The organism is Pseudorhodobacter ferrugineus DSM 5888 (assembly GCF_000420745.1).
Taxonomy (GTDB): Bacteria; Pseudomonadota; Alphaproteobacteria; order Rhodobacterales; family Rhodobacteraceae; genus Pseudorhodobacter; species Pseudorhodobacter ferrugineus.
In genome coordinates this window covers 41,716-67,882 of record NZ_ATVN01000017.1, presented here as the reverse complement: position 1 = coordinate 67,882, position 26,167 = coordinate 41,716, and the positions used below count along the sequence as shown (strand labels likewise).

Sequence of the window (26,167 nt, the reverse complement as noted above, 5' to 3'; positions counted from 1 at the left end):
GAGAAAGGAACAGCATGTCCAGACAACTTTTTGGCACCGATGGGGTGCGTGGGCAGGCCAATACTTGGCCGATGACCGCCGAAGTGGCCTTGCGCCTTGGGGCAGCGGCAGGGCGGCATTTTCGGCGCGACAAGCAAGAGCACCGTGTGGTGATCGGCAAGGATACGCGGCTGTCGGGCTATATGATTGAAAATGCGCTGACGGCGGGTTTTACATCAACGGGCATGAACGTGTTTTTGCTCGGGCCAGTTCCGACACCGGCGATCGGGTATTTGACCCATTCGCTGCGCGCAGATGTGGGGGTGATGATTTCGGCCAGCCACAACCCAGCAGCGGACAACGGGATCAAGTTTTTCGGGCCGGACGGGTTTAAGCTGAGCGATGAGGACGAGCGGTCGATTGAAGCGCTGCTGCAAAAGGATTTGATGCCTGCAGCCCCCGAAAACATCGGGCGGGCGCGGCGGTTGGAAGATGCGCGCGGCCGTTATGTCGAATATGCCAAGACCACCTTTCCGCATCGCAAGCGGTTGGACGGGTTGCGGATTGTTCTGGATTGCGCGAACGGCGCTGCCTACAAAACCGCCCCCGCCGTGCTGTGGGAATTGGGGGCCGAGGTTATTTCCATTGGCGTGTCGCCAGACGGGTTCAACATCAACGCGGAATGCGGGTCGACCCATCCGCAGGCGGCGGCGCGCAAGGTACGGGAAAGCCGCGCCGATATCGGGATTTGTCTGGATGGCGACGCAGACCGTGTGATCTTGATTGATGAAAAAGGCCAGACCATCGACGGCGACCAGATTATGGGCTTGATCGCGTCACATTGGGCGCGCGAAGGGCGGTTGCAGGGCAACGCGCTGGTGGCGACCGTGATGTCGAACCTTGGGCTGGAGCGGTTTTTGGAGGGCCAAGGTATCGGGCTGGAACGCACCGCGGTAGGCGACCGCCATGTGGTCGAGGCGATGCGCGCCAAGGGGCACAATCTGGGTGGTGAGCAGTCGGGCCATATTGTGATGACCGATTATGCCACCACGGGGGACGGGGTGATCGGGGCGTTGCAGTTTTTGGCGGCGATGGTCGAAACCGGCAAAAAAGCCAGCCAGTTGGGCCGCGTGTTTGAACAGGTTCCGCAAAAGCTGATCAATGTGCGTTATGCGCGTGACAAGGCCCCGCTGGACAGTGCCGAAGTGCAGCAGGCGATTGCCGATGGCGAGGCGGCGCTAGGGACCAGCGGGCGGTTGCTGATCCGCAAGTCGGGGACAGAGCCTTTGATCCGCGTGATGGGCGAGGCCGAAAATGTGGGCCTGCTGACAGACGTGCTGAACAAGATCGTCGATAGTGTGAACCGCGCGTCGTAACGCGGGGTTCACTTTTCGTAGTGATTTGGCGTGTTTTGGTGCCAGCGCCACGCATCGCGGATCATGGATTCCAGCGTTGAGCGTTGTGGTGCCCAGCCAAGTTCGGTGATGGCGCGGTTGGACCCTGACACCAGTTTTGCACAATCGCCGGGCCGGCGCGGGCCTGTGACATGCGGCACGGCGCGGTTGGTCACGGCATGGCTGTGTTCAATCACTTGGCGCACCGAAAACCCGTCGCCGGTGCCCAGATTAAAGACGCGGTTGGGCTTGCCGTCTTGCAACCATTTCAGGCCAAGCACATGCGCATCGACCAGATCGCTGACATGCACATAATCGCGGACGCAGGTGCCATCGGGGGTGGGGTAATCGGTGCCGAAAATGGTCAGCCCGTCACGTTTGCCCGCGATCGCGTCAAGCATTAGGGGGATCAGATGGGTTTCGGGTTGATGAAACTCGCCAATCTCGGCCTCGGGGTCGGCGCCGGCGACGTTGAAATAGCGAAAGATCACATGGCGCAGGCCGTGGGCTGCGGTGAAATCGTGCAAAATATCCTCAATCGCGCGTTTGGAGGCACCATAGGCGTTGATCGGGCGTTGGGGAGAATTTTCATCCAAGACAACATTATCCTGATCGCCGTAGGTCGCGCAGGTCGAGCTGAACACGACATCCAAGCAGTTTGCGGCCACAGCCGCTTCGACCAGATTAAGCGCGCCTGTGACGTTTTCGCGCCAATAACGACCCGGGTCTTGCATGCTTTCGCCGACCTGGCTGAGTGCGGCAAAATGCATGACTGCGGCGGGTTTGTACTGGGTGAACACGGCGTCAAGGCGTGAACGGTCAAGCAGATCGCCGCGTGCAAACGGGCCGAATTTCACGGCCTGTTCCCAGCCGGTTGAACAATTGTCATAGGTGACGGGGGTAAAGCCCGCGTTTTTCAAGGCTTTACAGGCATGTGACCCGATATAGCCCGCGCCGCCTGTCACCAAAATCGTTTTCGAAATCATCAGATGCCGTGTGAGGTTAGGACGCTGTGCAAGGCGCGCATTTTGCCTGTGCGGTGGGTCCATGTGTGTTTCTCCCTGTCCGTAGCACAAGGCCAGTTTGCAAACAAACCCCGTTTTTGCATGGCTATTCGCGCGGCAGATGCCAGACTTGAAAGTTAATTGAATAAAACTGCTTAGGGTTGAATAGTCTTTGAGAGGGTTTAAGGTGCCGTCTTGGGCGACCCTTTGGACAAGCCGCGATGGCGCACGGGAAATTGAGAGTTGGCATATGATCTATGAAAAATTTTTTCCGCTGAAGACTCTCAAAATCGAAGGCAGCAGTGCCTATGCGGCAAGTGTTGATCTGGCATCGCTGAACCATCTGTCAACGGCGCTTGCGGTGCTGTTCGGGCCGGATGACGCGCCGGTTTGTTTGGATGTCGGGGCCAATATCGGGCTGACGACCTTGCTGATGGACCAGTCGTTCAAGGGTGGGCGGGTTCTGGCGTTTGAGCCGCATCCCGTGACGTTTGGGCAGATGGACCGGAATATTTCAGCCAATCAAACCGGTACCAATCGGATTGAAACGTTTAACTTTGCACTGGGCAAAGCAGATGGCGAAGTGTTGTTTCGCGATGTAGATCAATACAATACGGGAAACTCTTTCTTGTTGGAAGGGAGTTTGGCGGCGGCGCAGGATGCCATTCGTGTGCCGGTGCGGACTTTGGACGGGTTTGACGGGACGCCGGACCATATTGATCTGATGAAGATTGACGTGGAAGGGTTTGAGCTGGATGTGTTGAAGGGCGCCGAGGCGACACTGGCCCGTGTGGATACGGTGTTGATCGAGTTCAATCATTGGTGCCTGTCGTCGCTGGCGCATGTTTTGCCGATCGATGCGCTGGCGTTCATTTTTGACACGTTTGAGGGTGTCTTTGTCTTTGATCTGAAGGCAAAGGCCTATGTGCGCGTGCAGACCGACGCGCAGAAATGGAGCTTTCTGCACAAGAATATGGTGAATTTCAACGTTAACGACCTGTTGTGTACCAATTCAAGCACGGTGATCAGGCGGGTCACGGCAGCTGGCAAATTGGCATAGCGGGCGTGGTTGGTCAGACAATAACACGTTGTGTGCAAAGGGCGAAGGGCATATCAATTGCAGACCTTGGGATCGACTTTTTTGGGCTTGCCGCAGGTGTGGCGAGGGGCCGGAGAAAAGCGGATGTCAGGCACAAGAACAACGATACAAGGTTGAATGATCGGATGCCGCCAAACGTGATATTGGACGCCGCGAAACGAACGCTTCGGATCGAGGCTGCGGCCTTGGCCGAAATGGCCGAGAACCCGCCGGCCGCTTTGCCTGCCGCCGTTGAGGCGATTTTGGGGATTTCGGGCCGGGTGATCGTTTCGGGGATTGGTAAGTCGGGCCATATCGGGCGCAAGATTGCAGCGACCCTTGCGTCAACCGGAACGCCTGCGTTTTTCATCCATGGGGCCGAGGCAAGCCACGGCGATTTGGGGATGATCACCGAGCAGGATATTTGCCTGCTGATATCCAATTCCGGTGAAACGGCGGAATTGCGCGATTTGCTCTATCATGTCCGCCGCTTTTCTATCCCGTTGATCGGGATTTCGTCCAAGGCTGACAGCACCTTGATGCGGGCCGCCGATTACGCCTTATGCTTGCCGCAACGGCCCGAAGCCTGCCCGATCGGCATGGCGCCGACGACATCAACCACGCTGACCTTGGCCTTGGGCGACGCGCTGGCCGTGGCCTTGATGGAGCAGCGCGGGTTCAAGCCCGAAGACTTCAGCGTGTTCCATCCGGGCGGCAAGCTGGGGGCGCAGATGATGACCGCGCGCGAGATTATGCATAAGGGCGAGGCGATGCCGCTGGTCGAGGTCGGCGCTGATATGAAGCAGGTTTTGCTGACCATGACATCCAAAGGGTTTGGCATTGCGGTTTTGGTGCGGGATGGTGTGTTGGCAGGCGTGCTGACCGATGGCGACATTCGGCGCAACATTGATACGTTGATGCAAAGCAACCCCAGCGAGATTGCCAATGCCGACCCGATCACAATTGCCCCCGATTGCTTGTTGCCCAAAGCGCTTGCCATTGCCAATGACCGCAAGGTAACCGCCCTGTTGGTGGTGGATGAAGGCCGCAGGCCCGTGGGTGTTGTGCATGTTCATGATCTTTTGCGCGCAGGTGTAATGTGAAAACAGTTCTTTTTATTCCGGCCCGTTATGCATCTACCCGCTATCCGGGCAAGCCGTTGGCCGCACTCCGCCAGCCCGATGGCAGCGTGAAAACCCTGATCGAGATGAGTTGGGACGCGGCAATGCAGATAAAGGGTGTCGATGCCGTCTATGTCGCCACGGATGATGAGCGGATTGCGACGGCGGCGCGGGGGTTTGGCGCGGATGTGGTGATGACCAGCGAGGCCTGTGAAAACGGGACCGCGCGCTGTGCCGATGCCTTGGCGCGGCTGGGGGGTGAGCCTGATTTGGTGGTGAATTTCCAAGGCGATGCGCCGCTGACACCACCGTGGTTTGTGGAAGGTCTGATTGCCGCAATGCAGGCGGACCCGTCTATCGGTATGGCCACACCAGTGCTGCGCTGTGATCGCCTGACCTATGACAATTTTACCGAAGACCGCCGGAATGGCCGCGTGGGGGGCACGACTGCGGTGTTTGACCGCGATATGCGGGCGCTTTATTTTTCCAAAGAGGTGCTGCCGTTTATCGACCCAGGCAAGCTGCCCAACCCTATCCCTGTGTTTCACCATGTGGGTGTTTACGCCTACCGCCCCGATGCGCTGCGGGCCTATACCCAAAGCCCCGTTTGCCAGCTGGAACTGCTGGAAGGGCTAGAGCAATTGCGGTTTTTGCACAACGGAACACCGGTGCGCTGCGTCGAAGTGGATGCGCGCGGCAGGTTGTTTTGGGAGCTGAACAACCCCACAGATGTTGCCCGCATTGAAGCGGCGCTGGAGGCGAAATGATTGAGACGAAAATAGTCACCGTTGGCGATATCCGGATCGGGGGGATGGAACCCTTTGCGCTGATCACTGGGCCGTGCCAGTTGGAAAGCCTTGACCACGCGCGGATGATGGCAAGCCGGATTGCCGAGGCCTGTGCGCCCACCGGCACGCGGTTCATTTTCAAGGCGAGTTATGACAAGGCGAACCGATCGTCCATTAGCACCGAGCGTGGGATGGGGCTTGAGGCGGGGTTGGAGGTTTTGGGGCGTATCCGCGAGGAATTTGGCTGCCCGATCCTGACCGACGTGCATGATGCGCGGCAATGCGCGCCTGCGGGGCAAGTGTGTGATGTGATCCAGATCCCTGCATTTTTGTGCCGCCAAACCGATTTGCTGCTGGCGGCAGGCGAAACGGGCCGCGCGATCAATATCAAAAAGGGGCAGTTTTTGGCGCCTTGGGATATGGCGCATGTGGCCGAGAAAGTGGCGTCGACAGGCAACACAAATATCATGCTGTGCGATCGTGGCACGTCCTTTGGCTATAACACGCTGGTCAGCGATTTTCGCGGCCTGCCGACGATGGCGCGCACCGGATACCCCGTTGTATTTGACGCGACCCATTCGGTGCAGCAACCGGGCGGACAGGGGGCAACATCGGGCGGGCAGCGCGAATTTGCGCCAGTGCTGGCGCGGGCGGCCGTGGCCGTTGGGGTTTCGGCCTTGTTTATCGAAACGCATGAAGACCCCGACAATGCCCCATCAGATGGGCCGAATATGATTCCGATTGACAAGATGAAGCTGTTGATCGGCCAGTTGCGGGCCTTGGACGATCTGACCAAATCCCAAGCAGAGGTATTCTAAGGCTTTGGTTGCGATACAATTTTCCCTTGCCCATCACACGGCTTTTAAGCCCTGCAATTTGCGAAGGCTGTAGATATGCGCTTTGAAAAAGTCAGGTTGGCAACGCTTCGCCCTGTTGTGGCCGCCGACTTTTTAAGGCCCTTACCACGGATGCAAAACGCAAGCAGCGGGATGCAAAATACGATCACGCAGCGGATGGTGAACTGGCTGGGGCCTGCGCTGTTGGATGTGTTCGGACAACCGCCCGAGGCAGCGCTTTGGGGGCCAGACGGCAATGTACCGACAGAGGCGGTTTATGCCGCCGAGAACCTTGATCCATCGACAGCGGGATGGAGAAAGATTTATGCGCGAACGCCAAGCGACGAGGCCGTTTCGCTTTTGGCCCCGTTGCTGAAAGGCGCTTTGCTGATCGGGTTTGAACTTTCGCCCTATCAGAAGAAAATCTGTGACGCGCTGGATGTGCCGTACATTTCCTATGCTATTCATCCACTGCGGTTCATGTCTGATTATGTGTTTATGGTGGACAGCAATTTCGTGACGGTCAGCGATTTGGCCGCGTTTGAAATTGCGACAGGTGACATCAAGTTTGCGGCCCAGTTGAAACAGGCCGAGGTGGCAGCGATGCCGGGGCCGCGTTTGAAAGCGGGTTCGGCGGTTTTGTTCGGGCAGGTTGATGTTGATGCGGCCTTGCTTGACCCTTGGGGTAGTTTCCTGAGCTTGCAAGACCATCCCCAAGCGTTGGATGCCCTGTTTTCGCAGCATGAAACGGTCTATTTCAAACCGCATCCGTATCAAAATGCCGCCTCGGCGCAGGTTCAGTTTCTGAACCGTTACGGCAATGTCGCGTTTTTGACCACCAACCCGTACAAGCTGTTGGCCGCGCCCGAGATTGCGGTGGTATCAGCCATCACATCGAGTGTTTTGTCCGAGGCTTTGCTGTTCAACAAAGCGGTGCGCCCCTTGTCGGATGGCTGGACGGATCATTCCAAAACGCCTGCCTATGATCTTGGCATTTTGTCGCGCGCCTTTTGGCGACAGATCACGGGCGACAACGGGATCAATGCCAAACCAGAGCCGCGTTTTCACGGTGTCACGCTGAAAGCGTTGTTGAAAGTGTCGTGGGAAGATTTTGGCCGCGCGACCACGGAACCTGCCGGTGCAATACTGCCGTTTGATATTAAAACGTCGTTCGGCAAGCCCGACGGTGAAACACCGCTGAGTTTTGACGGGCAGTGGGAGAGCTATTCAAAAGACCATCGCTGGATGGGCAAAGGGTCTGCGTTTGTGTCGTTTCGGGTGCCCAGCGGCGATGTGATGCCCTGCCTGATTGAATTGGACATCGGCGCTATGGCGTCTGAAGCGTTTCCGGTGACGTGTTATGTTATGTGCGGCACGGCCATTCTGGCGCAAGAGGTGTTCAAAGACCGCGCGCGCCGGACCATCAAACTTGTCGTGCCACAGCGCCACATCTCGGCGCTTGGCGATATTGTGCTAGAGGTCAATTGCAATACCGGCAATTCGCCCAAGGTTATCGGGGATGCGCCGGACAATCGGATGCTGTCACTGGCGTTTTACACCCTGAAGGTGTCGTCGCCAAAGAGAAGCCAGTTTATCGGGATCGGGCAGACGGTTCATATTGCAGAAGGGGCGGCGACCGATGCGCTGTTGCAGCGGGGTTGGACCAAGCCGGAGCCGCGTTTTGTGTGGTCAAGTGGCCGACATTCGGTGCTGTCCCTTGTTTTGGGGCGTACGCCGGATGAAGATATCGAGCTGGTTTTGGGCAATGTGCATGCGTTCCTGTCGGATGTGATGCCAAGCAATGCAATGGTTGTATCGGTGAATGGCGAGGTGTTGCACCGGCATAGTTTTGATAAGGTCAATAATGTGGGGGTCGACCTTGTTGTCCCGCTTCCGCGCCGGTTTTTGCAAAATAACCTTGGGGCTGTGGATGTTGATATCAACCTTGTTGGCAGCCATTCGCCTGCAATGGCCGGGGTGTCCAAGGACACGCGCGATATCGGGATTATGATCCAATCAGTCCATCTGCGGTCAGCCATCGGGGCATTGGCGGCGCAGGGGCAAGGCCATATTGCCAATGTGATCGGGCCATTCGGCATTCACACCGGATTGGCGGTGATGGCGCGCAGCACCGCAATGGCGCTATCCACGGCGATGGTGCAAAATACGGGTGCGCTTTTGGGGCCGCGAGCGGTGAATTTCAACAACTCGCTGCATCTGGACGAGGATACCGGTTTTGTCAAAGCCGGTGGCACAGGGTCAAAGGTGAATCTGTTTGTCGGCGATGTGACGCGGATTGAACGGATGGTAAAACGCAACGGCACCGCGTTTTTGCAAGACCGCTACAATATCGTCTATGGCGCGTGGGAATTGGAGCAACTGCCGACCTATTTGGCCGACACCCGTTATATCAACGAATTCTGGGGGCTTTCGACCTTTATCGCAGAGGCCGCGAAAAAGCGGATGGATGTTCCGGTGATGGCCTTTCCTATTCCGGTGGATTTGCATTACCCCGAAACCCTTGCGCCGCGATCCAAGTTCAATATTCCCGATGACCGCTTTGTGTTCCTGTTCACCTTCAGCATCGATTCCACGATGGCGCGCAAGAACCCGCAGGCTGTTTTGGACGCGTTTCAGATTGCGTTTCCCGACATGCAGGTGCCCGTGTGTCTGGTGATCAAAAGCATGGCCAAACAAGCCTCGGCTCAAAACCGCGAAGACTATGCGCGGTTCAAGCTGCGGGCAAAGAATGATCCACGTGTCGTGCTGATCGAAGAAACACTTAGCCGCGATGAAAACGCATCGCTCTATATGAATTGCGATGCCTATATCTCATTGCACCGCGCCGAAGGGTTTGGCCTGACGATGGCCGAGGCGATGGGCTATGGCAAGCCGACCATTGGCACGGGCTATTCCGGCAACCTTGATTTCATGACGCCCGAAAATTCCTGTTTGGTGGCGTTTACCAAAGTCGAGATGGAGGCGGAGGCGTACCACAATCAGGTGCAGCACTGGGCCGAGCCGGATGTTTATGATGCCGCGCGTCATATGGTGCGGGTGTTTGAGGATGTTCGGTTTCGAGAGCAGATTGCACGAGCGGGCAAACGCAGCATTCACACGGAATTTTCGCATGAGGCGGTTGGCCGCAAACTGTTGGCGCGTCTTTTGCGTATTCATGAGGGCTGAAATTTGGTTGGCATAAATGTGATTGGTATGCCGTTTGGCATGCATGGCCTTGGGCAGGAATTGCGCGACAAGGTTCGGGCGTTGAGGTCGGTGGGCATTGATGTTTGCGTGTTGGAGCAGAATTACAGTTCGCTGCGCCGCCGAATTGTCGAGCCGGATATCGAGGCGTTGCTGTCGGCAAAGCCGGTTTATCCGGTCAACCTGATTTGCCACAACCTGCCCGCCACGCATTTGATCCAGCGGAAAAACCCCGAATTGTTGGATGGCCGCTACAACATCGGTGCTCCGTATTGGGAATACCCCGAAATTCCGGGAAACCATCTGCCCGGATTCGATGCGCTGGACGAAATTTGGACATCGAACAGCTTTTTGACCGACTGTTTCAGGCCTGTGGCGGATGTGCCTATTATCGAAATGCCGCTGCATTTACCGTTTCCGCAGGACACGGACCAACCCGCGCTTGACGGAGGGGATGCCTTTGTTTTCGGCTATGTGTTCGACTTTAATTCGATGGCGTCACGCAAAGATCCCACCGTGCTTATCCTTGCGTTTCTAGAGTGTTTCGGGGCCACGCCGGAAGCGCCGGTTGAATTGGTGCTGAAATACAGCATGGAAAAGTCGCGTTGGATCAATCCGGCTCGGGTCGAGGATTTCTTGCGGTTGGCAGCGCTGGACCCGCGGATAAAACTGATCCCCGATGCCTATTCGACCGAACAGATGGCCGCGTTGATGCAAAGTTTTGACGCCTATGTATCGCCGCACCGCGCCGAGGGGCTGGGGCGCGGGATTATCGAGGCGATGATGCGCGGCAAGGCGGTGGCGGCAACGAAATATTCGGGGCCTGCGCAGTTTCTGGACCTGGAATGGAGCTATCCGCTGGACTTTTACGCGAGCCATGTGGGCGCAGAGGCCTTTGGTGACACAAAGCCCGGATTCAGCTGGGTCGAGGTTGAACTGGAGTCTTTGGTGGCTGCGATGACAGCGCTTGCCGCGGATCCGCAGGCGGCGGCCAGAAAAGGCGCAATAGCAGCCAAAATGATGCGCGACCGGCATGGGCCAAAGGCGTTTGGCATGGCCTGTCTGGAACGGCTGCGCGCCATTGAGGCGAAGGCCGCAGACAGGGTATTATCGCCGGCGGATTGTGTGGTTCAGCGGGACTGTATCAAAGAATAATCTTTATGTTCGGTTTGGTGTGGCTTACACCCGCAATCAGGCTTTGGGCCACGTGGCCTGCTGTGTGCGTTGAAACCGGTGAGCGAGGATCTGTTGTATGACCAATCGTAAAGGCATCATCCTTGCAGGTGGCTCTGGCACGCGGCTTTATCCGGTGACGTTGGGCGTTTCCAAGCAGTTGCTGCCGATTTATGACAAGCCGATGATTTACTATCCGTTGTCTGTGCTGATGCTGGCAAATATCCGCGAGATTTGCATCATCACCACGCCGCAAGATCAAGATCAGTTCAAGCGGACCTTGGGGGATGGCAGTCAGTGGGGTGTTTCGCTGACCTATGTGGTCCAGCCCAGCCCGGATGGACTGGCGCAGGCCTTCATTCTGGCCGAGGCATTTTTGGATGGCGCGCCTTCGGCCTTGGTGTTGGGCGACAACATTTTTTACGGGCACGGTTTGCCGGAAATGCTGGCCGAGGCGGATGCCAAAGCGGTGGGGGGCACGGTGTTTGGATACCGTGTGGCGGACCCGCAGCGCTATGGTATTGTCAGTTTTGACGAGGCGGGGCAGGCGATTTCCATCATTGAAAAGCCCGAGGTGCCGCCGTCGAATTACGCGGTAACGGGGCTGTATTTTCTGGACAGCACGGCCCCTGCACGGGCGCGGAACGTCACCCCTTCGGCGAGGGGCGAATTGGAAATTACCACGTTGTTAGAGACTTATTTGCACGAAGGTGCCTTGGACGTGAAACGCATGGGCCGCGGTTACGCATGGTTGGACACGGGCACGCACGGGTCACTTTTGGATGCCGGAAACTTTGTGCGGACGCTTGAAGAGCGGCAGGGCCAGCAAACGGGTTGTCCCGAAGAGATAGCCTTTGCAGCAGGTTGGATTGATAAAGCCGCCCTGATTGATCTGGCAAAACAGTACAGTAAGAATGAGTACGGTCGTTACCTTTTGTCGCTTGTCCGGTAAGCCCCCCCGTAACCGGCAGTCCAAAGGCGAAACCGTTTGCCGCCGGTAATTTCGTGGATAACGTTCATTTGGAGCAAACGGGCCAAGCCGCGTTCGGCACTGTCGCGGGACATGCCCGTTAGCAGTGCCGCAGCTTCGGTCGTAAGGATCGGGCGGGCGGATAAAGCATTTATCAGCTTGGCGGGTGTGCTGCCCTTTATGCCCGATGTCGCAGCGCGCGCCGAGGTTGACCAAGCGTTAAGCCGGTTCAATTCCAATGTCGCCGTTTCAGCGCCTGCCTTAATGGCCGTCAACCATTCTGCCAAGCGGGTGACCTGTGCCCCCAAGTGCCAAGCGCCCCGCCCGGGCGCCAAGGGTGCAAAGCCAAGGCTCCGGTTTTCTTGCGCTGCTATCCGTGCGGCAGCGGTCGCCGGTTCCAGCAAATCATCGGGCGCAGATAATCCGGTCAACCGCCATAGGGCCAGACCATAGCCCGCCCGTGTCAGCGGATGGCATGTTGCCATAGCCGCCATGCCATCGGCAAAAAGGTCGGCGGCCAAATCAAATTCGGCCCCTTTCGGGCGCGGGCTTAGGGTTTCTGGCAGGTCCGACAGGCCCACATCATGCAGACCCAAGAACGCGCGCATGGCCGGCAAAGGGCCGGGGCGTGCCAGCAGGCGGCGATAGGCCCAAGCGGATTGTGTAAGGTCACCACGCGCATCGCAAGCCCCCCCCGCACCGCAAAGATAGGCCGCGATCTGTTCACGGCGAAGGCGCGTGCCTTGTGCCCAAAGCATTGCTTCGACCTCTATCAAGGCCAATCGTTCCCCTGCACCTGGCCCAAGCTGGCGACAATGTTCATCCAAAGTGGCCAAAGCGGCTGCAGCGCGGGCAAGTTGCGGGGCAAGGGTGCTTTCAGCCTTTTGCCAATGGCTGGGGTCAATCAACAGGCGTTGGTCGGGGGCCTTAAACGGCGTGCCGAAATCATCGTCACTTGGGCCAGGCAGGAACCATAGATCTTCGTCGGGGGTCTGCACCTCATACGGCGAGGCATAAAGATCATCCGGATCGATGCTGTCTTGTTTTATGATGGGTTGGCGTGCCATGTCCGCAGAATAGAGGCTATTTCCTGGCGCGACCAGCCCCGAGCCTGTAGGCAATGCTTTGCAAGATTATCCCATTGGTATTTATGTCGGTGTAGTCGGTGCTTGCGATGCCCGTATCAACAAAGATGCAGGACGCGAAACCAACCTTGTCACGGGCTTTTTCGCGGACTGTTCGCAGCAGCAATTCTGCAAACGGATGGTCAAAAATCATGGCCCAAAGGTAAGCGGATTTGCAGCTGATTGCCATAAAGCTATCGGCAACGGCTGTCGCGGTAATCTTGTCTTTTTCGACGATGCTGACCTTCCATGGGGCCGCGCCTTCACCCACCTGATACCCTTGATACACAAACCACGGCGACCGGTTCAGGGGCGTTTCCGAAGGGCAAAGAATGCGCCCTGAGGTGCGGTATTCGGAAGCCATTGCGGTGAACAAAACCTCAGAAAGATAGGTGACAGAGGGGCTGAAGCCATTGTCCAACGCATCAAGCAAAAGCGGCTCTGTTCCAACCGGTCCCAATAGTTGTAGACGCTCAAGAAACTGGATTTTCTGATCTGTCGAGGTGATATCGGTAAAACCGGCATAAGGGCTTTTCGCATCAAAGCCCCAGCGTTTTAGGCCCATTGCCGAATAATGCGCATATTGCGAAAAGTCGGCGGCCACCAAATTTTTGCCAGAAATTGCATGCAGGCGCCCGTCTAATATAACATCTTTGATGGCCCAGCCATTGACCACTTTCTGAACCAAACCTGCATCAATCGCGGGGTGGTTGGCCAGATTAGCCAAAGAGGCCAGCAGGCGGCATGTATCGGACGCATTGAAATTGCGGGTCGTGCTGCCGGTTGCGACGTTGATCTCTTCGGGTGGAAGGTTGAGGCCCTTGATATTCCGGCCCGAGATGCGCTTGAGAATGCGTTTGGTTTGGTTTTGAAAGCTGTCTTGCGACAAAAGACCAAGATCAACGCCCGCGATCAGGGCATTGAGATGGCTGCCAATATCCCACATCGTTACCCGATCATATCGGCTGCCGGTACTGGCGGAAAAATCATTGGATGCGGTACAAAGCCCTGTGTTTTTATTGGTCAGCTTTTCGAAATAACCCCATGCGGCGCGTGCATCTTGCATAAGGGCGTCGTGGTCGGTGTCGGGCGCGTGTGTATGGCGAAGCACGGCAGGCGCTCCAGCCTCGGTTTGGCGGTAAAGCGGCAGCAACGTGTCGGGGGGGACGGACAGGTCGATCAGGCATTTCAGATCGACGATCTCGGTGACCGCATCATCGCGAAACCCGTTCAATGCGCGAAGGATCGCCATGCGGTTTGCGGGGCTGGTCAGGGCGAGAGAATGCAGCACAACCAAACTGTCGGATAAGGGGTTCAGGGCATTGGGCAAGGCGGCAATGGCGGCTGTATCGGTCACTTCAAAGGCTAGGGGCTGATGGTAGCGGCCTTTTGCATCCATGCCCTGCCATGCCGACTGTTCGGTGCGCAATATGATTTCTTGCCCGGGCGACTGGCGTAAGGGGTCTGGAAATGGCGTATTGCGGAGTGTTGAAAATGACGCCCAGACGGGTGGTTCAAGCTGTACTTTACGCCCCAGTGCCTTGCCGGTTGAAGGGACAAGAGGCATCCAAAAGGCCAGTCCGTCCAGCGTGACGCGCTTGGGCAATGGCGGCGCGCTGACACTAAAGCCGATATTGTGCTGCGCCAGCAGGGATTTCATCAATTCGACCCCTGTTTGAAACGCGAGGTCGGGTCCTGTTGCATCCAAAATATGCAAGGCAATGTGGCGCGCAAAGCTGTTGCCATCTCGGATCATGATATCGCGCGGCAGCACGGGGCCGCCTTGGCCTGTGATATCCATTTGGCGCAGCACAGTCGTTTCAGCATCAAGGGATTGGATCGCCGAAGCAGCCTTTAGGCTGCCAAAGTTTTGGGCTGAGACGCTGAAAATGCCTGTATTTTGAGTAACGCTTTGCGAAAACCGAGTGATATCCGTTTCTGCAAAGTTCAGTTTTTGGCCTCCAATTAGGTGCAGTATTCCGTTTTCGGATTGGCGGTTGCTGGTGGCTTGGCGATCATCGCGGGGCAGGGCCAAGACGGTACGGACCCCCGCCGCGCGCAAACCCGTAAGAAGTTGGGGATTTGGGGTTGAGTGGCAGCTGACAGTGCTAATGGAGCGGGGCAAAGCATCAACCACATCAAGCCCAAGCGTTTCGCAAAGCTGGGCGATTGCAAGGCTTGCCAGCCTTGCCTGAAAGTAGGGGCGATGCTGTTCAAGGTCGGGGATTAGGGGCGCGAGTTCCATAATGCCGGGATTGCCCAGAAAGAAGCGTTGCAATAGCTGCGCTACGGGACTGTCTGGCATTAAGGCTGTTGTATGGTTGGCCGAAGGGTCAATCGCGCAGGCAAAGGGAATGTTGCGTTTTGCCAAGACGGTCATGGCTGTGGCCAAGCCGTCCAAATCGGTTTCAGAAGTGATATCGGTCAAAACGATGATCCGCGGCGGGATATTTTTGGGGGAAAGGCTGGCGGCCTGCAATCGGCTGGCAGAGACACCTAGGGCTGCCCCGATTTTAAGGAACGATCGCCGCTTCATCAGCTTGCCCTGCGTCGATGAACCGCCATGCCAAAGCGCCGCAGTTTGTCCCAGCGTGCCAAGCGGCCTGTTAGCGAGGCAAACACCGCGCGACAAACGGAAATATAAAGGATCTGACGGAAAAAGAGGTTCTGGAACGGCACGACCCAAAGCAAGGTCAGTTTCTCGCGCCGGTCAAACCGGAAGGCCGCAAGCGTTGTAACCAAATCTACGAGCGGCAAAATGACATAGCCCATAACAATCGCTGTTGTCAGACCCGAGAAATCGGGCATAGCGCCAGAAATTTGTGCGATGATGACATTGGCCAAAATGGCCAGGATCATCAGATCAACAAGGGGTGCCAGCAACGGTAAGGCAAAGCCGAAAAAGGCGAGGTCCAAGACCGAGATCAGGCGAAGGGACCGCTTTTCCGCGAAGGCATAGCGATGCTTCCACAGGGATTGCAGAATGCCAACATTCCAGCGCAAGCGTTGTTTTAGCAGGGAACGGACATCGGAGGGTGCCTCGGTATAGGCCGTCGCCTCGTCGGCATAGGCGACTTGATACCCGCCCCGCAGCATCCACATTGTCAGGTCGGTATCTTCGGTCAGGGTTTCATTCGACAACAGGCCAAGGTCGCGAACCGCCTCGACCCGCCACGCGCCCAAAGCACCGGGAACGACGACGATGCCATTGATATATTCTTGCGCGCGGCGGCCGATATTTTGCATTGTAAAATATTCAAGCGCTTGCAGTTTGGTTAGTAAATTGCGCTTGTTCCCAACGAGTATTGTCCCAGCCACGGCCCCAATGCGGGGGTTGGCAAAAGGCGCCACCAGATGCCGAATGGCGTCAGCGCAGATTTGCGTATCGGCATCAATACAAACCGCAATTTCCGTGTCTATCCGTTCATAGGCAGTGTTAAGGGCCTGCCACTTGCCTTGGTTCGCTTGTGTCAAAATGGTGACTTGGGGATGCCCTTGATAGGCCGCTTGCAGAACACCAAGCGTATCATCGGTTGACCCATCATCGACAACAATGACGCGCAAATCGGGGTAGTTCGCGGCCAGCGCTTTTTGGACGCAATTCTCAATGACCAAGGATTCATTATAGGCCGGAATAACCACGGTCACGCTTGGCAGGCTGCGCATGTGGGTCGGCGATTGCGGCACGCGTTTATGGGCCAGCACCAGATAGGTTATCGCCCGCGCAACACCTGCCAGAATAAAGACCCAAAAGAGCACGAAAAGGGCCTGCAAGACTGTGGTTATGGCCCCGAACGAGACCGAACTGAACGCAGCACCTGTTTTTCCTGCAACGGGCATCAACGCTTCGGACGTGCTGCCCAACAGATCCGCCAGTGAGACGATTTGATACCCTTCGGACCTTAGCGTAGCGATCAAGAGCGGGATGGCGGCGACCGTATGCATACCTTCGGCGCGCCCGTCATGTAGCAACATGATGTTGCCGTGCCCGTTTCTTAGCCCGTTCATGGCGTAATCAACGATGCCTTGTGCGGACAGACCGGACCAATCGGGCGGCACAATACTGCTGCCTGCAACGACATATCCTTGGTCTGCAAGCATCGGGAAAAGCGAAGCCTCTTGGGCCGTCATAGGGCCGGACCCGCGAATATAGGGCGGGCGAAAGAGCCTGACGTTTCGGCCGGTTTGCCCCTCGATCAGTTTCTGCGTGGCGTTAAGTTCGAGGTTGATTTGCCAAGGCTGAACGCGTTCCAAATGTGGGTGCAAGAAGGTGTGTGAGCCGATTAGATGGCCTTCATCGACCATTCTGCGCAAAAGGTCTGGGGATTTCAGGGCCGCACTTCCGACGATAAAAAACGTTGCTGGAACCTCGGCGTCTTGTAGCGCATCCAGTACGGCGGTTGTCGCGGTTTCATTTGGTCCATCATCAAATGTGAGGGCAATTCGCAGATCTGACGTAGCGCCGTGGCGTTCCATAACCGTTGGACGTGGCATCCGAACAAGGGCTTGCGACGTGACCTTGCCTGTTTCAAGCGCTTGCCCAAGTTGGCGCAAACCCGTTTGGGCACCTTGTCGCCAACGATAGAATGGGCCAGCGCCTTCATAGGTGATAAAATCGTCAAGCTTGATCCGCTCAAGCGCCTCTATCGCCTCACGACTTTTGGGGTTGGCAACGTCTAGAACCTGCCAAGTGGCGGGGTCTTCCAAGCCAAGATTGGCGATGGCAATATTCGTGATCCCAGCGGTGGCCAAATCCAGCATTTGATTATGTGTCGATACGGCATCCAGCATCCATATCTGGTGACGCTTGCCATCGTCATCGACGAAACTACTGTAATTATTGAGCGATGGCTCCGCAAACTCTAGCGCAGCGTTTGCATCGGCTATTCTTTTGTAAGCCGTCGGAATAGCCAGCGTTTCAGGGAGGGCCTGCCCTGAAATCCAATCGACGGCATGACTGCCAAGCGCCATGACAAGTTTGGTATTGCCGACACTAGCAACAATGTCTTGCGCGACCGCCGCGAATTTATGGTCCGGCGCAAGGGCAGCAGGCTTGGACCCTGCCCAGACTGTGCGAAACATCTGGACGATGACGACATCAGATGCGGCAACGATTTTCTGGTTGTGCCAAAGCATCCCGTCTTCAGCGACCACAATGCAGGTGGCAAAACCGGCCTCGGAAAACCGGGCCTTCATTTCGTGCAAAAGGGAGGTAAGACCGCGTAGATCTACGCTGGCGCCAAAATCCATGCTGACGCACAGCCCTTGGGCTTTGCGCCGCTGCACGGCGGCAAGCATTTGATCGACCAGAGTCTTGCGGGCATCAGCATCCAGCAATCGTGTTAAAAAGTCGCCGAGATTGGCATTAAACGCAATCGCGATAGACGGCATGAGGACTGGGCGTTTGGATGGATCACGGAGGATGGGTTCGATAATCTGAACCATTTCGTCGTCAATCTTCAAAGGCTTGACGACGAAATCCTTGGCCGTGATTTCAAACATTTCGGGCACCAGAACGTTGACCCTGTGGCAATTGCGCGCGAACGAAAGATAGCCATTCAGGTCATCAGCCGGGAGCAGTGCAAAGACCGTTGTTCGTCCAGCATTTGCAGCGCTTGCGATTGCAGTTGCGGAAAAGTTGGGCTGTGCCGCGCACCCGTCGCTCTGGGGTGGGCCAACGGGTCTGTGATCGTTAAATTGACCGGATTGCCGTGCATAGGCCGCCCTTTGCACCTTTACGCGGTGTGTGTCAGGGGCGGCGGCATTTGCCGTTTGGCGGCCCACTGTTGCTACGGTATTGGTTTGCCCGTGGCTGTTCATACGGGGTGGCTCTAGAAGAGCTTGCACAAAGAGCACACACCAGATTGTCAGGGCAATCGCTGCCAACGCAAGCAGTCTGCCAAGCATCCGGGAACGCCCCCCGAGGGGGTCATGAAACACAGCATCCTTTTGCTGTGGCGTTGGGTCAATCAGGCGTTTCCTAGGCGTCATGAATCATAACGCGTTCGGTTTTTGATCATGGGGCAAAATACAATCTTGGATTGCATTTTGGTTCGGTGGTGTTGGCACGGCGAACATGGGTCCTCACTTTGAGGGCATGCCATCCATTGCAGTATCTAATAATAGTTATAAATCTTTATTAATTAAATCACTAAAACACGACAGACAGTTAGACCCACAATAATTTGGCAACCGACTCTGTACACAGCAATTGTCACTAAGTGTTGTGCTAAGCTATACGCATTTCAAGGAAAATTTTGGGAAACCGCAGGATGACGACGATTCTAGGTCTGCCTTAAAGATCAGCATATCTTGCGCGAGGCGTTATCAGCTGAGGTTCGATATTTCGAATGACTCTTGTGTGGAAACCTGTCTGTTGATGCAATTCAATCTAAAGGAGACTAGTATTTAAATTATAAGCTTGAAATATTATAAAAATTAAAATCCACGAGTGGTCTATGCCGTTCACTTTATAGTAACGGATTTGCCTGAAAACCCTTGGTGTGAACACTCAAGTAACACAACCAAGGGGATAATCGACATGCTCGCAGTATACGCCGGTTTCAGCTTTGCCTTGCTTTGTGCGGGTTCGGTCCTTGCAGGTGATAGGGTCGCAGATGTAAGGGCTGTTCCGCTGGCTGACAGCGCCATCGACGAACCCGTCCTTGCCAGCTTTAGAGAAGTGTCCTTCACGGCCTATCTGACCGGTTACAGCTATTGGGACAATACGCCCCCAGGATCTGCGGCAATTGCGCGCCCCGTTTTGCACGGCTCGGCCGCTGGAACCGGTACGTACCATGACCCCATCACCATTGCAGTTGGTTACCGCCTTGTTGGCGGGCGCGCGCAGCTTGACTATCCTGCCGGCACAAGGTTCTACATCCCAAGTTTGCGTCGTTATGCAATCGTGGAAGACATTTGTGGTGACGGGCCGCAACCACATCTGACAGGCTGCCATCGTGGTAAGAACGGCCTTCCTTGGTTGGATATCTATGTTGATGGGCAGCGCGCGGGCGCGGGTGCCGCAAATGCCTGCATGTATTCCATTACCGGTACACGCAAGATTATTATGAACCCGCGGCCAAACTATCGCGTCACCGTCGGCGCCCTAACGGAAAGCGGGTGTGGCGGCGCAAATAGCTAAGGCAAAGCGCGGCACCTCGTTGCCTTTTTGTAGGTCCATGACGCGTGCCTTTTTGGCGACTGGATTTGGTGGAGGCAACCTTTATGCAGTATCAGGATGAAAGAAACGAAGAACGGTATTTGCTGTCAGAGCAGGGTCGAGCAGGGTCAGGCAACCGCCGCGCTCGTTAAACTTTAGCCCTGACGAGAGCGCAAAGGTTCGAAACACCGTTGGGTCTGATAGGGTGAAATCCATACCGGCAATAAATGGCAATTTATCACAAGTGATAGAGAAGGGTAGGCTGCCGACAGTATCCGTAAATGTCTGCGGTTCGAGAATTCGCACTATGCCATTGGCGGTTTTGAAGGCCATGCCACCCGCAATATCCGCGCCACCGCCATAGAGACCGCCAAAACGAGATTTCAATACAGCATGGTGGCCGCCATGTGCGACGATAGTGATGCCGGCAATGCCGTTCACGGTATTGGGGTGTTGCAGCCACTCCGGCACATAGATCAGGTCTGGCCTATGTTGCTGGCACAAAAAGAATGAAAGCCGCAGAAAGGTCGGATCTGGCAGCAAGGCAAGCGTTGTTTTGGTCCGCCCAGTGCATCCATCTGGCAAAATGACATTGCGGCCAAATTCAAGATGACCCGCAACATAAAAACCAGCCTGCGCCGCACGGTCCGCGTCCCTTTGGGAATCTGTGCTGTGTAGGGCTGTCAGTGCCACGCCTTCGCGCTGTTGCAGGTGTTCATAGATATGTCGTCCAAAGTGGAAATTGCCTGCGGGGATTTCGTCGATCAAGCTGTCGTCATAAATGCCCATGATCTCCAGCAAACAGCCTTCGAACATCGCAAGGCTGGTACTGGTGCCCCAAGGATGTTTACCGATCGCGGTCATACTAAAACCGAGCGCGATAAGACGTTGGCGCAATTCGACGATATCATGGGTGGCCAGAAGCGGGTGGTCGATGCCAAAAACTGCATTCATTTTGTCAGGTCCGGTTTGGTAAAGCTGATGCGTGCCGGGCCACGTGCCTGCGCTTTGTGTCCGACGATCAGGCTGCCATCGGCGACATCTGCCACCACGATTGCACCTGCGCCGATATTGACCCCCACCCCGATTTTTATACCCCCCAGCAAAACCGCCCCAGCCCCGATCACTGCATCGCGCCCGACATGTGGGTACCGAAAGGGGCCCTTGTCGTTCAATGTGCTGCCCAATGTAACATTGTGCCAGATCGAAACATCCTCATCGATCACACTGGTTTCGCCCACCACGAACCCCAAACCGTGGTCCAACCACAGCCCTGCACCAATCCGCGCTGCCCGGTGAATGTCAGTGCCAAAGGCGCGCCCGCAACATGCTTTGATCGCGAGGGCAAGGTTTTGGTTCCCATCGAGCCAGAGCTTGTGCGCGATACGGTGCGCCATTATGGCTTGCACCCCGCGCGAAAACAGCAAGGTTGCAGGCGCCCCTCCGGGTTCAAAATTCCTGCGGGTGGTTTCAGCAATGTCATAGGTTGAAATCTCGACCAAGGCAGGATTGGCTGCGTAAACCGACGCGACGATCCGGCCAAGCGCCGCATTGCCTGTCACGCTGGAAAATAAGGCCCCCGCCAAGGTGTCAAAACTGTCAAACGGGGCAAACGCCATCAGCGCCCTGACATCCGGCGACGCGATCAATAGATCCTGCACATCGCGCACAAGCTGCATCCAACCCTCCTACGACACATACCCAAAGGCTATGCGCGGTGTGACCGCACTATCCAGCCAAATGCTCTTGGCGGCAGTGTATTCCAACAATGCATCTGTCCCGCTGGAACGCCCGAACCCCGAGTTGAGCGAGCCGCCAAACGGTGAGGATACATGAATAGCCTTGTAGCTGTTAATCCAAAACGTACCCGCGCGGACCTCATCCGCCATTCGGTGGGCGCGACCAACATCGGCGGTCCACACCGCACCGGCCAGTCCGAACCGGCTGTCATTTGCAAGTGCGATCGCTTCGGACTCATCCTCAAACGGGATGACCGTGACGACGGGGCCAAAAATTTCATGCTGCGCGCAGTTTGCAGAATTGTTTAACCCGTCCAAGATCGTTGGTCGCACAAAGTAGCCTTGACGCGGCGTTGTGTCACGCGACATGACGTTAGCCCCTGCTGCATTCGCCTGTGCAATCATTCCGGTCACATGGGCGAATTGCCTTGCGTTGCTGATCGGGCCAATTTCGGTTGCGTCATCCAACGGGTCTCCAAGGCGAATAGAGTTCATGCCTTTTGAAAGCATGTCCACAAGTGCGGCATGCGCCGATTTTTGAACCAACAGGCGTGACCCTGCCACACAGCTTTGCCCCGCGCCGGAAAAGATGGCCGCTTGCGCCCCAAGACAGGCATGTTCAAGTTTGGCATCATTGAAAACGATATTGGCCGATTTTCCACCCAACTCCAACACCACAGGCTTTAGCGCCGCGGCCGCTGACATTGCAACCTTGCGGCCCGTCTCGGGCGAGCCGACAAAGATCACCTTGCGCACGGCGGCATGTTCAATTGCCGCTTGCCCGGATGTCGGGCCAAGGCCGCATAAAACATTGACAAGGCCGCGAGGTAGGCCAGCATCCTCGGCCAGTTTCGCCAGCGCGACTGTGGTCAGCGGGGTCAGCTCGCTTGGTTTGATAACCACACAATTGCCGGTGGCAATTGCGGGTGCGATTTGCCAGCCCCCGGTAAAGATAGGCGCATTCCACGGGGTAATCTGAAATACTACGCCCAAGGGTTCACGCAACGTGTAGTTCAGATGGCCCGATGGCACAGGGATCACCTCGCCATGCAGTTTGTCGGCCCAGCCCGCGTAATAGGCGAACATTTCGGCCACCTTGGCCACTTCGATCCGGCAATCGCGGATCGGCTTGCCTGCGATGATTGCTTCGATTGTTGCAAGCGGGGCAGCATGGGCCAAAACGGCGCGTGAAATGGCCTGCATGATTTGGCCACGCGCGGCCCCTGACATGCCCTTGGCCCAAGCGGTTTGCGCGCTCTGGGCTGCGGCGCAGGCCCGTTGCGCCAGTACCGCGCCCGCATCCGGGTAGGTCAACGCCGGCAGTTCGGTAAAGGGATCAACGAGTATAATCTCTGCGCCGTCGCCGTCGCACAGTAGGCCATTCACCAAACTTTGGGGCCTTTCCCCCAAACCAACAGCCACCATCGCCGCGCGCAACATGTTGACGCGTTCAGACATCCTTTACCCCTTTTCCATCGTAATTTACAATTTCGTTAAAATCAGCGCTGTCGGCGATATGCCCAGAGCCATCCCGCCAAATCGCAGCAATATTGGCAAAGCCGTGCAGATCAACGCCCGACGATTTCGCCAGGTCTAATGCGAGGCCCACATCCTTGCGCATAAGACCCATTGTAAAACCGGAGTTGAATGCCCCATTCAAAACCCATTTCGGGAAATTGACCTCGCTTACACCGCTACGCCCTGACCCTGCATTGATGCCTTGCAGCAAGTCTTTGGGTGCCACACCGGCAGCTTCGCCCAATCGCAAAGCCTCAGCCACCAGCACAAGATTTGCCGCGCATAGCATGTTATTGACTATTTTGGCCGCATGTCCGGCACCTGATCCGCCGACAACGACAGTCTTGGCGTTCAAAACAGCCAAAACCGGACGAAGGGTGTTTATCGCATCAACTGCGCCCCCAAGCAGCATGGTCATGGTCATGGTTCCGGCATTCGCGGCTGCAGGGCCCCCGCTTACGGGCCCATCTACAAAAGAAAACCCATTGTCCTTTCCCAACCCCGCCATTTTCCGAGATGTCGCGGGGTCAGATGTTGAGGTGTCAAGGACGATGGTATCGGGTTGAATATGAGGGCAAATCTCTGCCATGGCGGCTTTGGGAAGTGACAGAATTATGATCTGTGACATGCCCGCAAGCGCAGATGCCGTTACCGCAGTTTCTGCGCACAAGCGCTTGTGCATTTGAATCAAAGCAAACGGGTGCGAACCCTGCGGCCACAAGTTGACGGACCATGCCGCCGCCCATGTTGCCGCATCCAATCAAACCTATTTGCATCGCTGGCTCCCATAAACTTTTGCCTGCTCGATAATATCACGCTCAAATGTCTAGAATGCTGTTACGTGGCAAAGATCGTTGCAATTGGCGCAACACCAAATTCAACGAAATGCGGCCATCTTTGACATTTGGCGCAGGAACAATTGCGCAGCAATGGGCAGTCGCCGGCCTTCCCTGCGGATCAATGACGCAACGCCGCCTGGAAAGGCGTCGGGTGCAATTGGATAGGCTGCGAACAGCCCATCCGACAATTCGGCCTCGACAACAAATCGCGGCAAGATGGTATAACCCATGTCATTGCGCACAAAGGCTTTGAGCGCAGCAATAGACCCGGCTTCAACAAGCGCGCGCATACGGATGCCCTGTTTGGCCTCAGTGGCCGCAATCATCGCGCCTATGCCAAACGACTTGGGTGGAACTGCGCAGGGCAGTTTTGCCAGCGTTTTCAGATCCAATGCGGTACTGTGGTCAAACCTGCCGCCTTTTCGAAACAGCGCAACAAGCGGCTGATGCGCCGACAGTTCGACACGCAAAAGCGGATCACTGGAAACGTTATAGGCTAGCCCGATATGAGCCTGTTCCGACGCGACGTGTTCGGTCGATCCAACCGTCAAGCCAAAGGAAATATCGGGATATTGGGTATTGAAGGCGCACATCGTCTGATCAAACAGATCACCAACAAACCCTTCGCCTACCGCAATCAGCACGGTTCCGCGCTTCATATTCCCAAGCGCATCAAACTCAGATTACAAGACTTCCAGACCCATAACCTGTTTTTGAAGGTAGTCCAAAAGAAGCGCCCCCGCCTCGGTTGGGCGCACGCCATGTCTGCCGCGTTCCAGCAATGTCATAGCGGTCGCCATCTCTAAGGCTGAAATATTCCGGCTGACGGTCGAGGGTTCCAAACCAAGCTGCTCTGCCGCCGCGCGGATCGCGCCAGTTTGGCTGGCAGCAATAAAACAGTCGGTTTGGCGTGGATCAAGGGCGTTCATGTGTTGAGATTGGCGCAACGAATGCCGCCAATGCAATGCGATTCGCGCGTCCGCTTGTGGGACGGTCGGACATGTCGCGCAAATCTGAATGCGGCAGGCTCACGGTGCTGCGCAATGGCGTGGCGGTGGATGGGGTTGTGGTCCGTGCTGAATTTAGTCAGGCCGAACCCTATTTTCCCGGTTTGTTTTGTCGGTTTAAACCAAGTAACCAGCCCAAATTCATCTGCCGCATTCACAGCAGATCGGATTCGCCCGATTGGCATCTTTGACCAGATATGCGACAAGATGTCGTAGCTTTGAGAAGGGCCGAACATGACACCGGAACATCGGACAATTGCGGCAAAATCCATTCTGTTGTCTGGAGCCTCGCCCGAGGCGCTGGAAGTTTTGCTGAAAAACTCTCGGTTAAGGCCGTTTGATCGCGGCGCTTGCATTTTTTTGCAGGGCGAAAAGGCAACGGCGATTTATATTGTGGTTGAAGGCTGGGTAAAGCTGTACCGCGTGGCGCCAAATGGGGCCGAGGCCGTGGTCGGTGTGTTCACCAAAGGCCGCAGTTTTGGTGAAGCGGTTGCCTTTCGCAGTGATGTTTATCCGGTCGCGGCAGAGGCGGTGACGGATTGCAAGGTCATCAGGATCGAGGCAGAGGCCTATTTGCGCCAGATTCGCGAGAACCCTGATTTTGCCGTGTCTATGTTGTCTGCAACGTTTGTCCATTTACAATCTTTGGTCAGCCAAGTGGAGGCTTTGAAGGCACAAACCGGGGCACAGCGCGTTGCCGAGTTTTTGTTGGAGCTGTCGTCCTGCGAAAGTGGCGAATGCGAGGTGACTCTGCCCTATGACAAAGTGCTGATCGCAGGTCGATTGGGAATGAAGCCAGAAAGCCTGAGCCGGGCTTTTGGCAAGTTGCGGGAGCATGGTGTGAAAATTCAGCAAAACCATGCATTGATTTCGGATATCGCCGCGCTGCGAGACTTTTCTTTGGAAGATCCAGCAACGTCTTGGAATAAGCTTTAAGTGGTTGGTCGCTTAGCCGGAAAAGGGCGTTGCGGCCACATACAAGCCCAACAAGGTTAGCATAAACAGTGCCAAGACAAGGCTGAAGCCACGCAAATAGGCCGGGGCTTGGGCCAGTTCGAGGTAGCGAGCGGCGATGATGCGCGCCTTTGCCCATGCCAATAGCAAGATGATTATACCTCCGAGCAAGGGAATTTGCGCGGGGAGCTGTAGTGTGACGTTAAAGGATACGGCAGTTGAGGCGGCGGAAAGTGCCAGCAGGATCAGCCATGCCCGTGTGATGGTTTGCATGTCG

23 protein-coding genes are annotated in these 26,167 nt (G+C 56.1%); 11 read left to right on the top strand and 12 right to left on the bottom strand.

Annotated features, from left to right (window positions below; translation table 11 throughout):
- The first annotated feature begins 14 nt into the window (after positions 1–14).
- Positions 15–1,355: a phosphoglucosamine mutase gene (gene glmM, locus G560_RS0114615; RefSeq protein WP_022705046.1), complete on the top strand. Its 1,341-nt coding sequence runs from the start codon at positions 15–17 to the stop codon at positions 1,353–1,355.
- 8 nt (positions 1,356–1,363) lie between these two features.
- On the opposite strand, the gene galE is transcribed toward glmM, so the two are convergent.
- Positions 1,364–2,359, bottom strand: a complete 996-nt coding sequence (gene galE, locus G560_RS0114610; protein ID WP_033419448.1) for a UDP-glucose 4-epimerase GalE — start codon at positions 2,357–2,359, stop codon at positions 1,364–1,366.
- Positions 2,360–2,627: 268 nt separating this feature from the next.
- Between galE and G560_RS19400 the strand changes: the two genes are divergently transcribed.
- The 7 genes from G560_RS19400 to rfbA all read left to right on the top strand — a co-directional run bounded on the left by G560_RS19400 (position 2,628) and on the right by rfbA (position 11,529).
- Positions 2,628–3,437, top strand: coding sequence for an FkbM family methyltransferase (locus G560_RS19400; protein ID WP_022705044.1), 810 nt, complete (start codon positions 2,628–2,630; stop codon positions 3,435–3,437).
- Between the two features lie 164 nt (positions 3,438–3,601).
- Complete coding sequence (locus G560_RS0114600) at positions 3,602–4,558, top strand: KpsF/GutQ family sugar-phosphate isomerase (protein WP_050525138.1); 957 nt, start codon at positions 3,602–3,604, stop codon at positions 4,556–4,558.
- The gene (locus tag G560_RS0114595) at positions 4,555–5,343 is read left to right on the top strand and encodes a 3-deoxy-manno-octulosonate cytidylyltransferase (protein WP_022705042.1); all 789 of its coding nucleotides are present in this window, start codon (positions 4,555–4,557) and stop codon (positions 5,341–5,343) included. Before G560_RS0114600 ends, G560_RS0114595 begins: the two co-directional genes overlap by 4 nt.
- Positions 5,340–6,182: a 3-deoxy-8-phosphooctulonate synthase gene (gene kdsA, locus G560_RS0114590; protein ID WP_022705041.1), complete on the top strand. Its 843-nt coding sequence runs from the start codon at positions 5,340–5,342 to the stop codon at positions 6,180–6,182. Before G560_RS0114595 ends, kdsA begins: the two co-directional genes overlap by 4 nt.
- A 171-nt stretch (positions 6,183–6,353) precedes the next feature.
- Entirely contained in the window at positions 6,354–9,386 is a 3,033-nt protein-coding gene (locus G560_RS20385; RefSeq protein WP_050525136.1) for a glycosyltransferase family 4 protein, read from the top strand.
- Positions 9,387–9,413: 27 nt separating this feature from the next.
- A complete protein-coding gene (locus tag G560_RS0114580) occupies positions 9,414–10,559 on the top strand; it encodes a glycosyltransferase (RefSeq protein ID WP_022705039.1) in 1,146 nt (381 codons plus the stop codon).
- Positions 10,560–10,656: 97 nt separating this feature from the next.
- Positions 10,657–11,529 (top strand): glucose-1-phosphate thymidylyltransferase RfbA, encoded by an 873-nt coding sequence (rfbA, locus tag G560_RS0114575; RefSeq protein ID WP_022705038.1) that lies wholly within the window; start codon positions 10,657–10,659, stop codon positions 11,527–11,529.
- Here rfbA and G560_RS19390 read toward each other — a convergent pair.
- From G560_RS19390 to G560_RS19385, 3 genes are read right to left on the bottom strand one after another with little or no spacing between them, the layout of a single operon-like run.
- Positions 11,505–12,614 carry a hypothetical protein gene (locus G560_RS19390; protein WP_022705037.1) on the bottom strand — a complete coding sequence of 370 codons (1,110 nt, stop codon included), beginning with the start codon at positions 12,612–12,614 and terminating at the stop codon, positions 11,505–11,507. The genes rfbA and G560_RS19390 overlap by 25 nt on opposite strands.
- Before the next feature lie 16 nt (positions 12,615–12,630).
- Positions 12,631–15,207 (bottom strand): DUF3131 domain-containing protein, encoded by a 2,577-nt coding sequence (locus G560_RS0114565; RefSeq protein WP_022705036.1) that lies wholly within the window; start codon positions 15,205–15,207, stop codon positions 12,631–12,633.
- Entirely contained in the window at positions 15,207–18,173 is a 2,967-nt protein-coding gene (locus G560_RS19385) for a glycosyltransferase (RefSeq protein ID WP_244870043.1), read from the bottom strand. Before G560_RS19385 ends, G560_RS0114565 begins: the two co-directional genes overlap by 1 nt.
- A gap of 1,039 nt (positions 18,174–19,212) precedes the next feature.
- Between G560_RS19385 and G560_RS19380 the strand changes: the two genes are divergently transcribed.
- The gene (locus G560_RS19380; protein ID WP_022705034.1) at positions 19,213–19,815 is read left to right on the top strand and encodes a hypothetical protein; all 603 of its coding nucleotides are present in this window, start codon (positions 19,213–19,215) and stop codon (positions 19,813–19,815) included.
- An 81-nt stretch (positions 19,816–19,896) separates the two neighbouring features.
- Here G560_RS19380 and G560_RS0114550 read toward each other — a convergent pair whose 3' ends face one another.
- The 7 genes from G560_RS0114550 to G560_RS0114525 all read right to left on the bottom strand — a co-directional run bounded on the left by G560_RS0114550 (position 19,897) and on the right by G560_RS0114525 (position 24,858).
- On the bottom strand, positions 19,897–20,787 hold the full coding sequence (locus tag G560_RS0114550; RefSeq protein ID WP_022705033.1) for a VOC family protein: 891 nt from the start codon (positions 20,785–20,787) through the stop codon (positions 19,897–19,899).
- Positions 20,784–21,512, bottom strand: coding sequence for a serine acetyltransferase (locus G560_RS0114545; protein ID WP_022705032.1), 729 nt, complete (start codon positions 21,510–21,512; stop codon positions 20,784–20,786). Before G560_RS0114545 ends, G560_RS0114550 begins: the two co-directional genes overlap by 4 nt.
- A 9-nt stretch (positions 21,513–21,521) precedes the next feature.
- Entirely contained in the window at positions 21,522–23,030 is a 1,509-nt protein-coding gene (locus G560_RS0114540) for an aldehyde dehydrogenase family protein (RefSeq protein WP_022705031.1), read from the bottom strand.
- Complete coding sequence (locus G560_RS21665) at positions 23,023–23,718, bottom strand: NAD(P)-dependent oxidoreductase (protein WP_269430443.1); 696 nt, start codon at positions 23,716–23,718, stop codon at positions 23,023–23,025. The genes G560_RS0114540 and G560_RS21665 overlap by 8 nt, the downstream gene beginning before the upstream one ends.
- Complete coding sequence (locus tag G560_RS21660) at positions 23,633–23,824, bottom strand: hypothetical protein (protein ID WP_269430444.1); 192 nt, start codon at positions 23,822–23,824, stop codon at positions 23,633–23,635. The genes G560_RS21665 and G560_RS21660 overlap by 86 nt, the downstream gene beginning before the upstream one ends.
- A 143-nt stretch (positions 23,825–23,967) precedes the next feature.
- Positions 23,968–24,588: a LysR substrate-binding domain-containing protein gene (locus tag G560_RS0114530; protein ID WP_022705030.1), complete on the bottom strand. Its 621-nt coding sequence runs from the start codon at positions 24,586–24,588 to the stop codon at positions 23,968–23,970.
- Positions 24,589–24,612: 24 nt separating this feature from the next.
- Complete coding sequence (locus G560_RS0114525) at positions 24,613–24,858, bottom strand: helix-turn-helix domain-containing protein (protein ID WP_022705029.1); 246 nt, start codon at positions 24,856–24,858, stop codon at positions 24,613–24,615.
- A 35-nt stretch (positions 24,859–24,893) separates the two neighbouring features.
- Between G560_RS0114525 and G560_RS0114520 the strand changes: the two genes are divergently transcribed.
- Both G560_RS0114520 and G560_RS0114515 read left to right on the top strand, forming a co-directional pair.
- A complete protein-coding gene (locus G560_RS0114520; RefSeq protein WP_162140872.1) occupies positions 24,894–25,127 on the top strand; it encodes a hypothetical protein in 234 nt (77 codons plus the stop codon).
- 43 nt (positions 25,128–25,170) lie between these two features.
- Positions 25,171–25,872 (top strand): Crp/Fnr family transcriptional regulator, encoded by a 702-nt coding sequence (locus tag G560_RS0114515; RefSeq protein ID WP_022705027.1) that lies wholly within the window; start codon positions 25,171–25,173, stop codon positions 25,870–25,872.
- A 12-nt stretch (positions 25,873–25,884) separates the two neighbouring features.
- Here G560_RS0114515 and G560_RS0114510 read toward each other — a convergent pair whose 3' ends face one another.
- Positions 25,885–26,163, bottom strand: a complete 279-nt coding sequence (locus G560_RS0114510) for a cytochrome C oxidase subunit IV family protein (RefSeq protein WP_022705026.1) — start codon at positions 26,161–26,163, stop codon at positions 25,885–25,887.
- Positions 26,164–26,167: the final 4 nt, after the last annotated feature.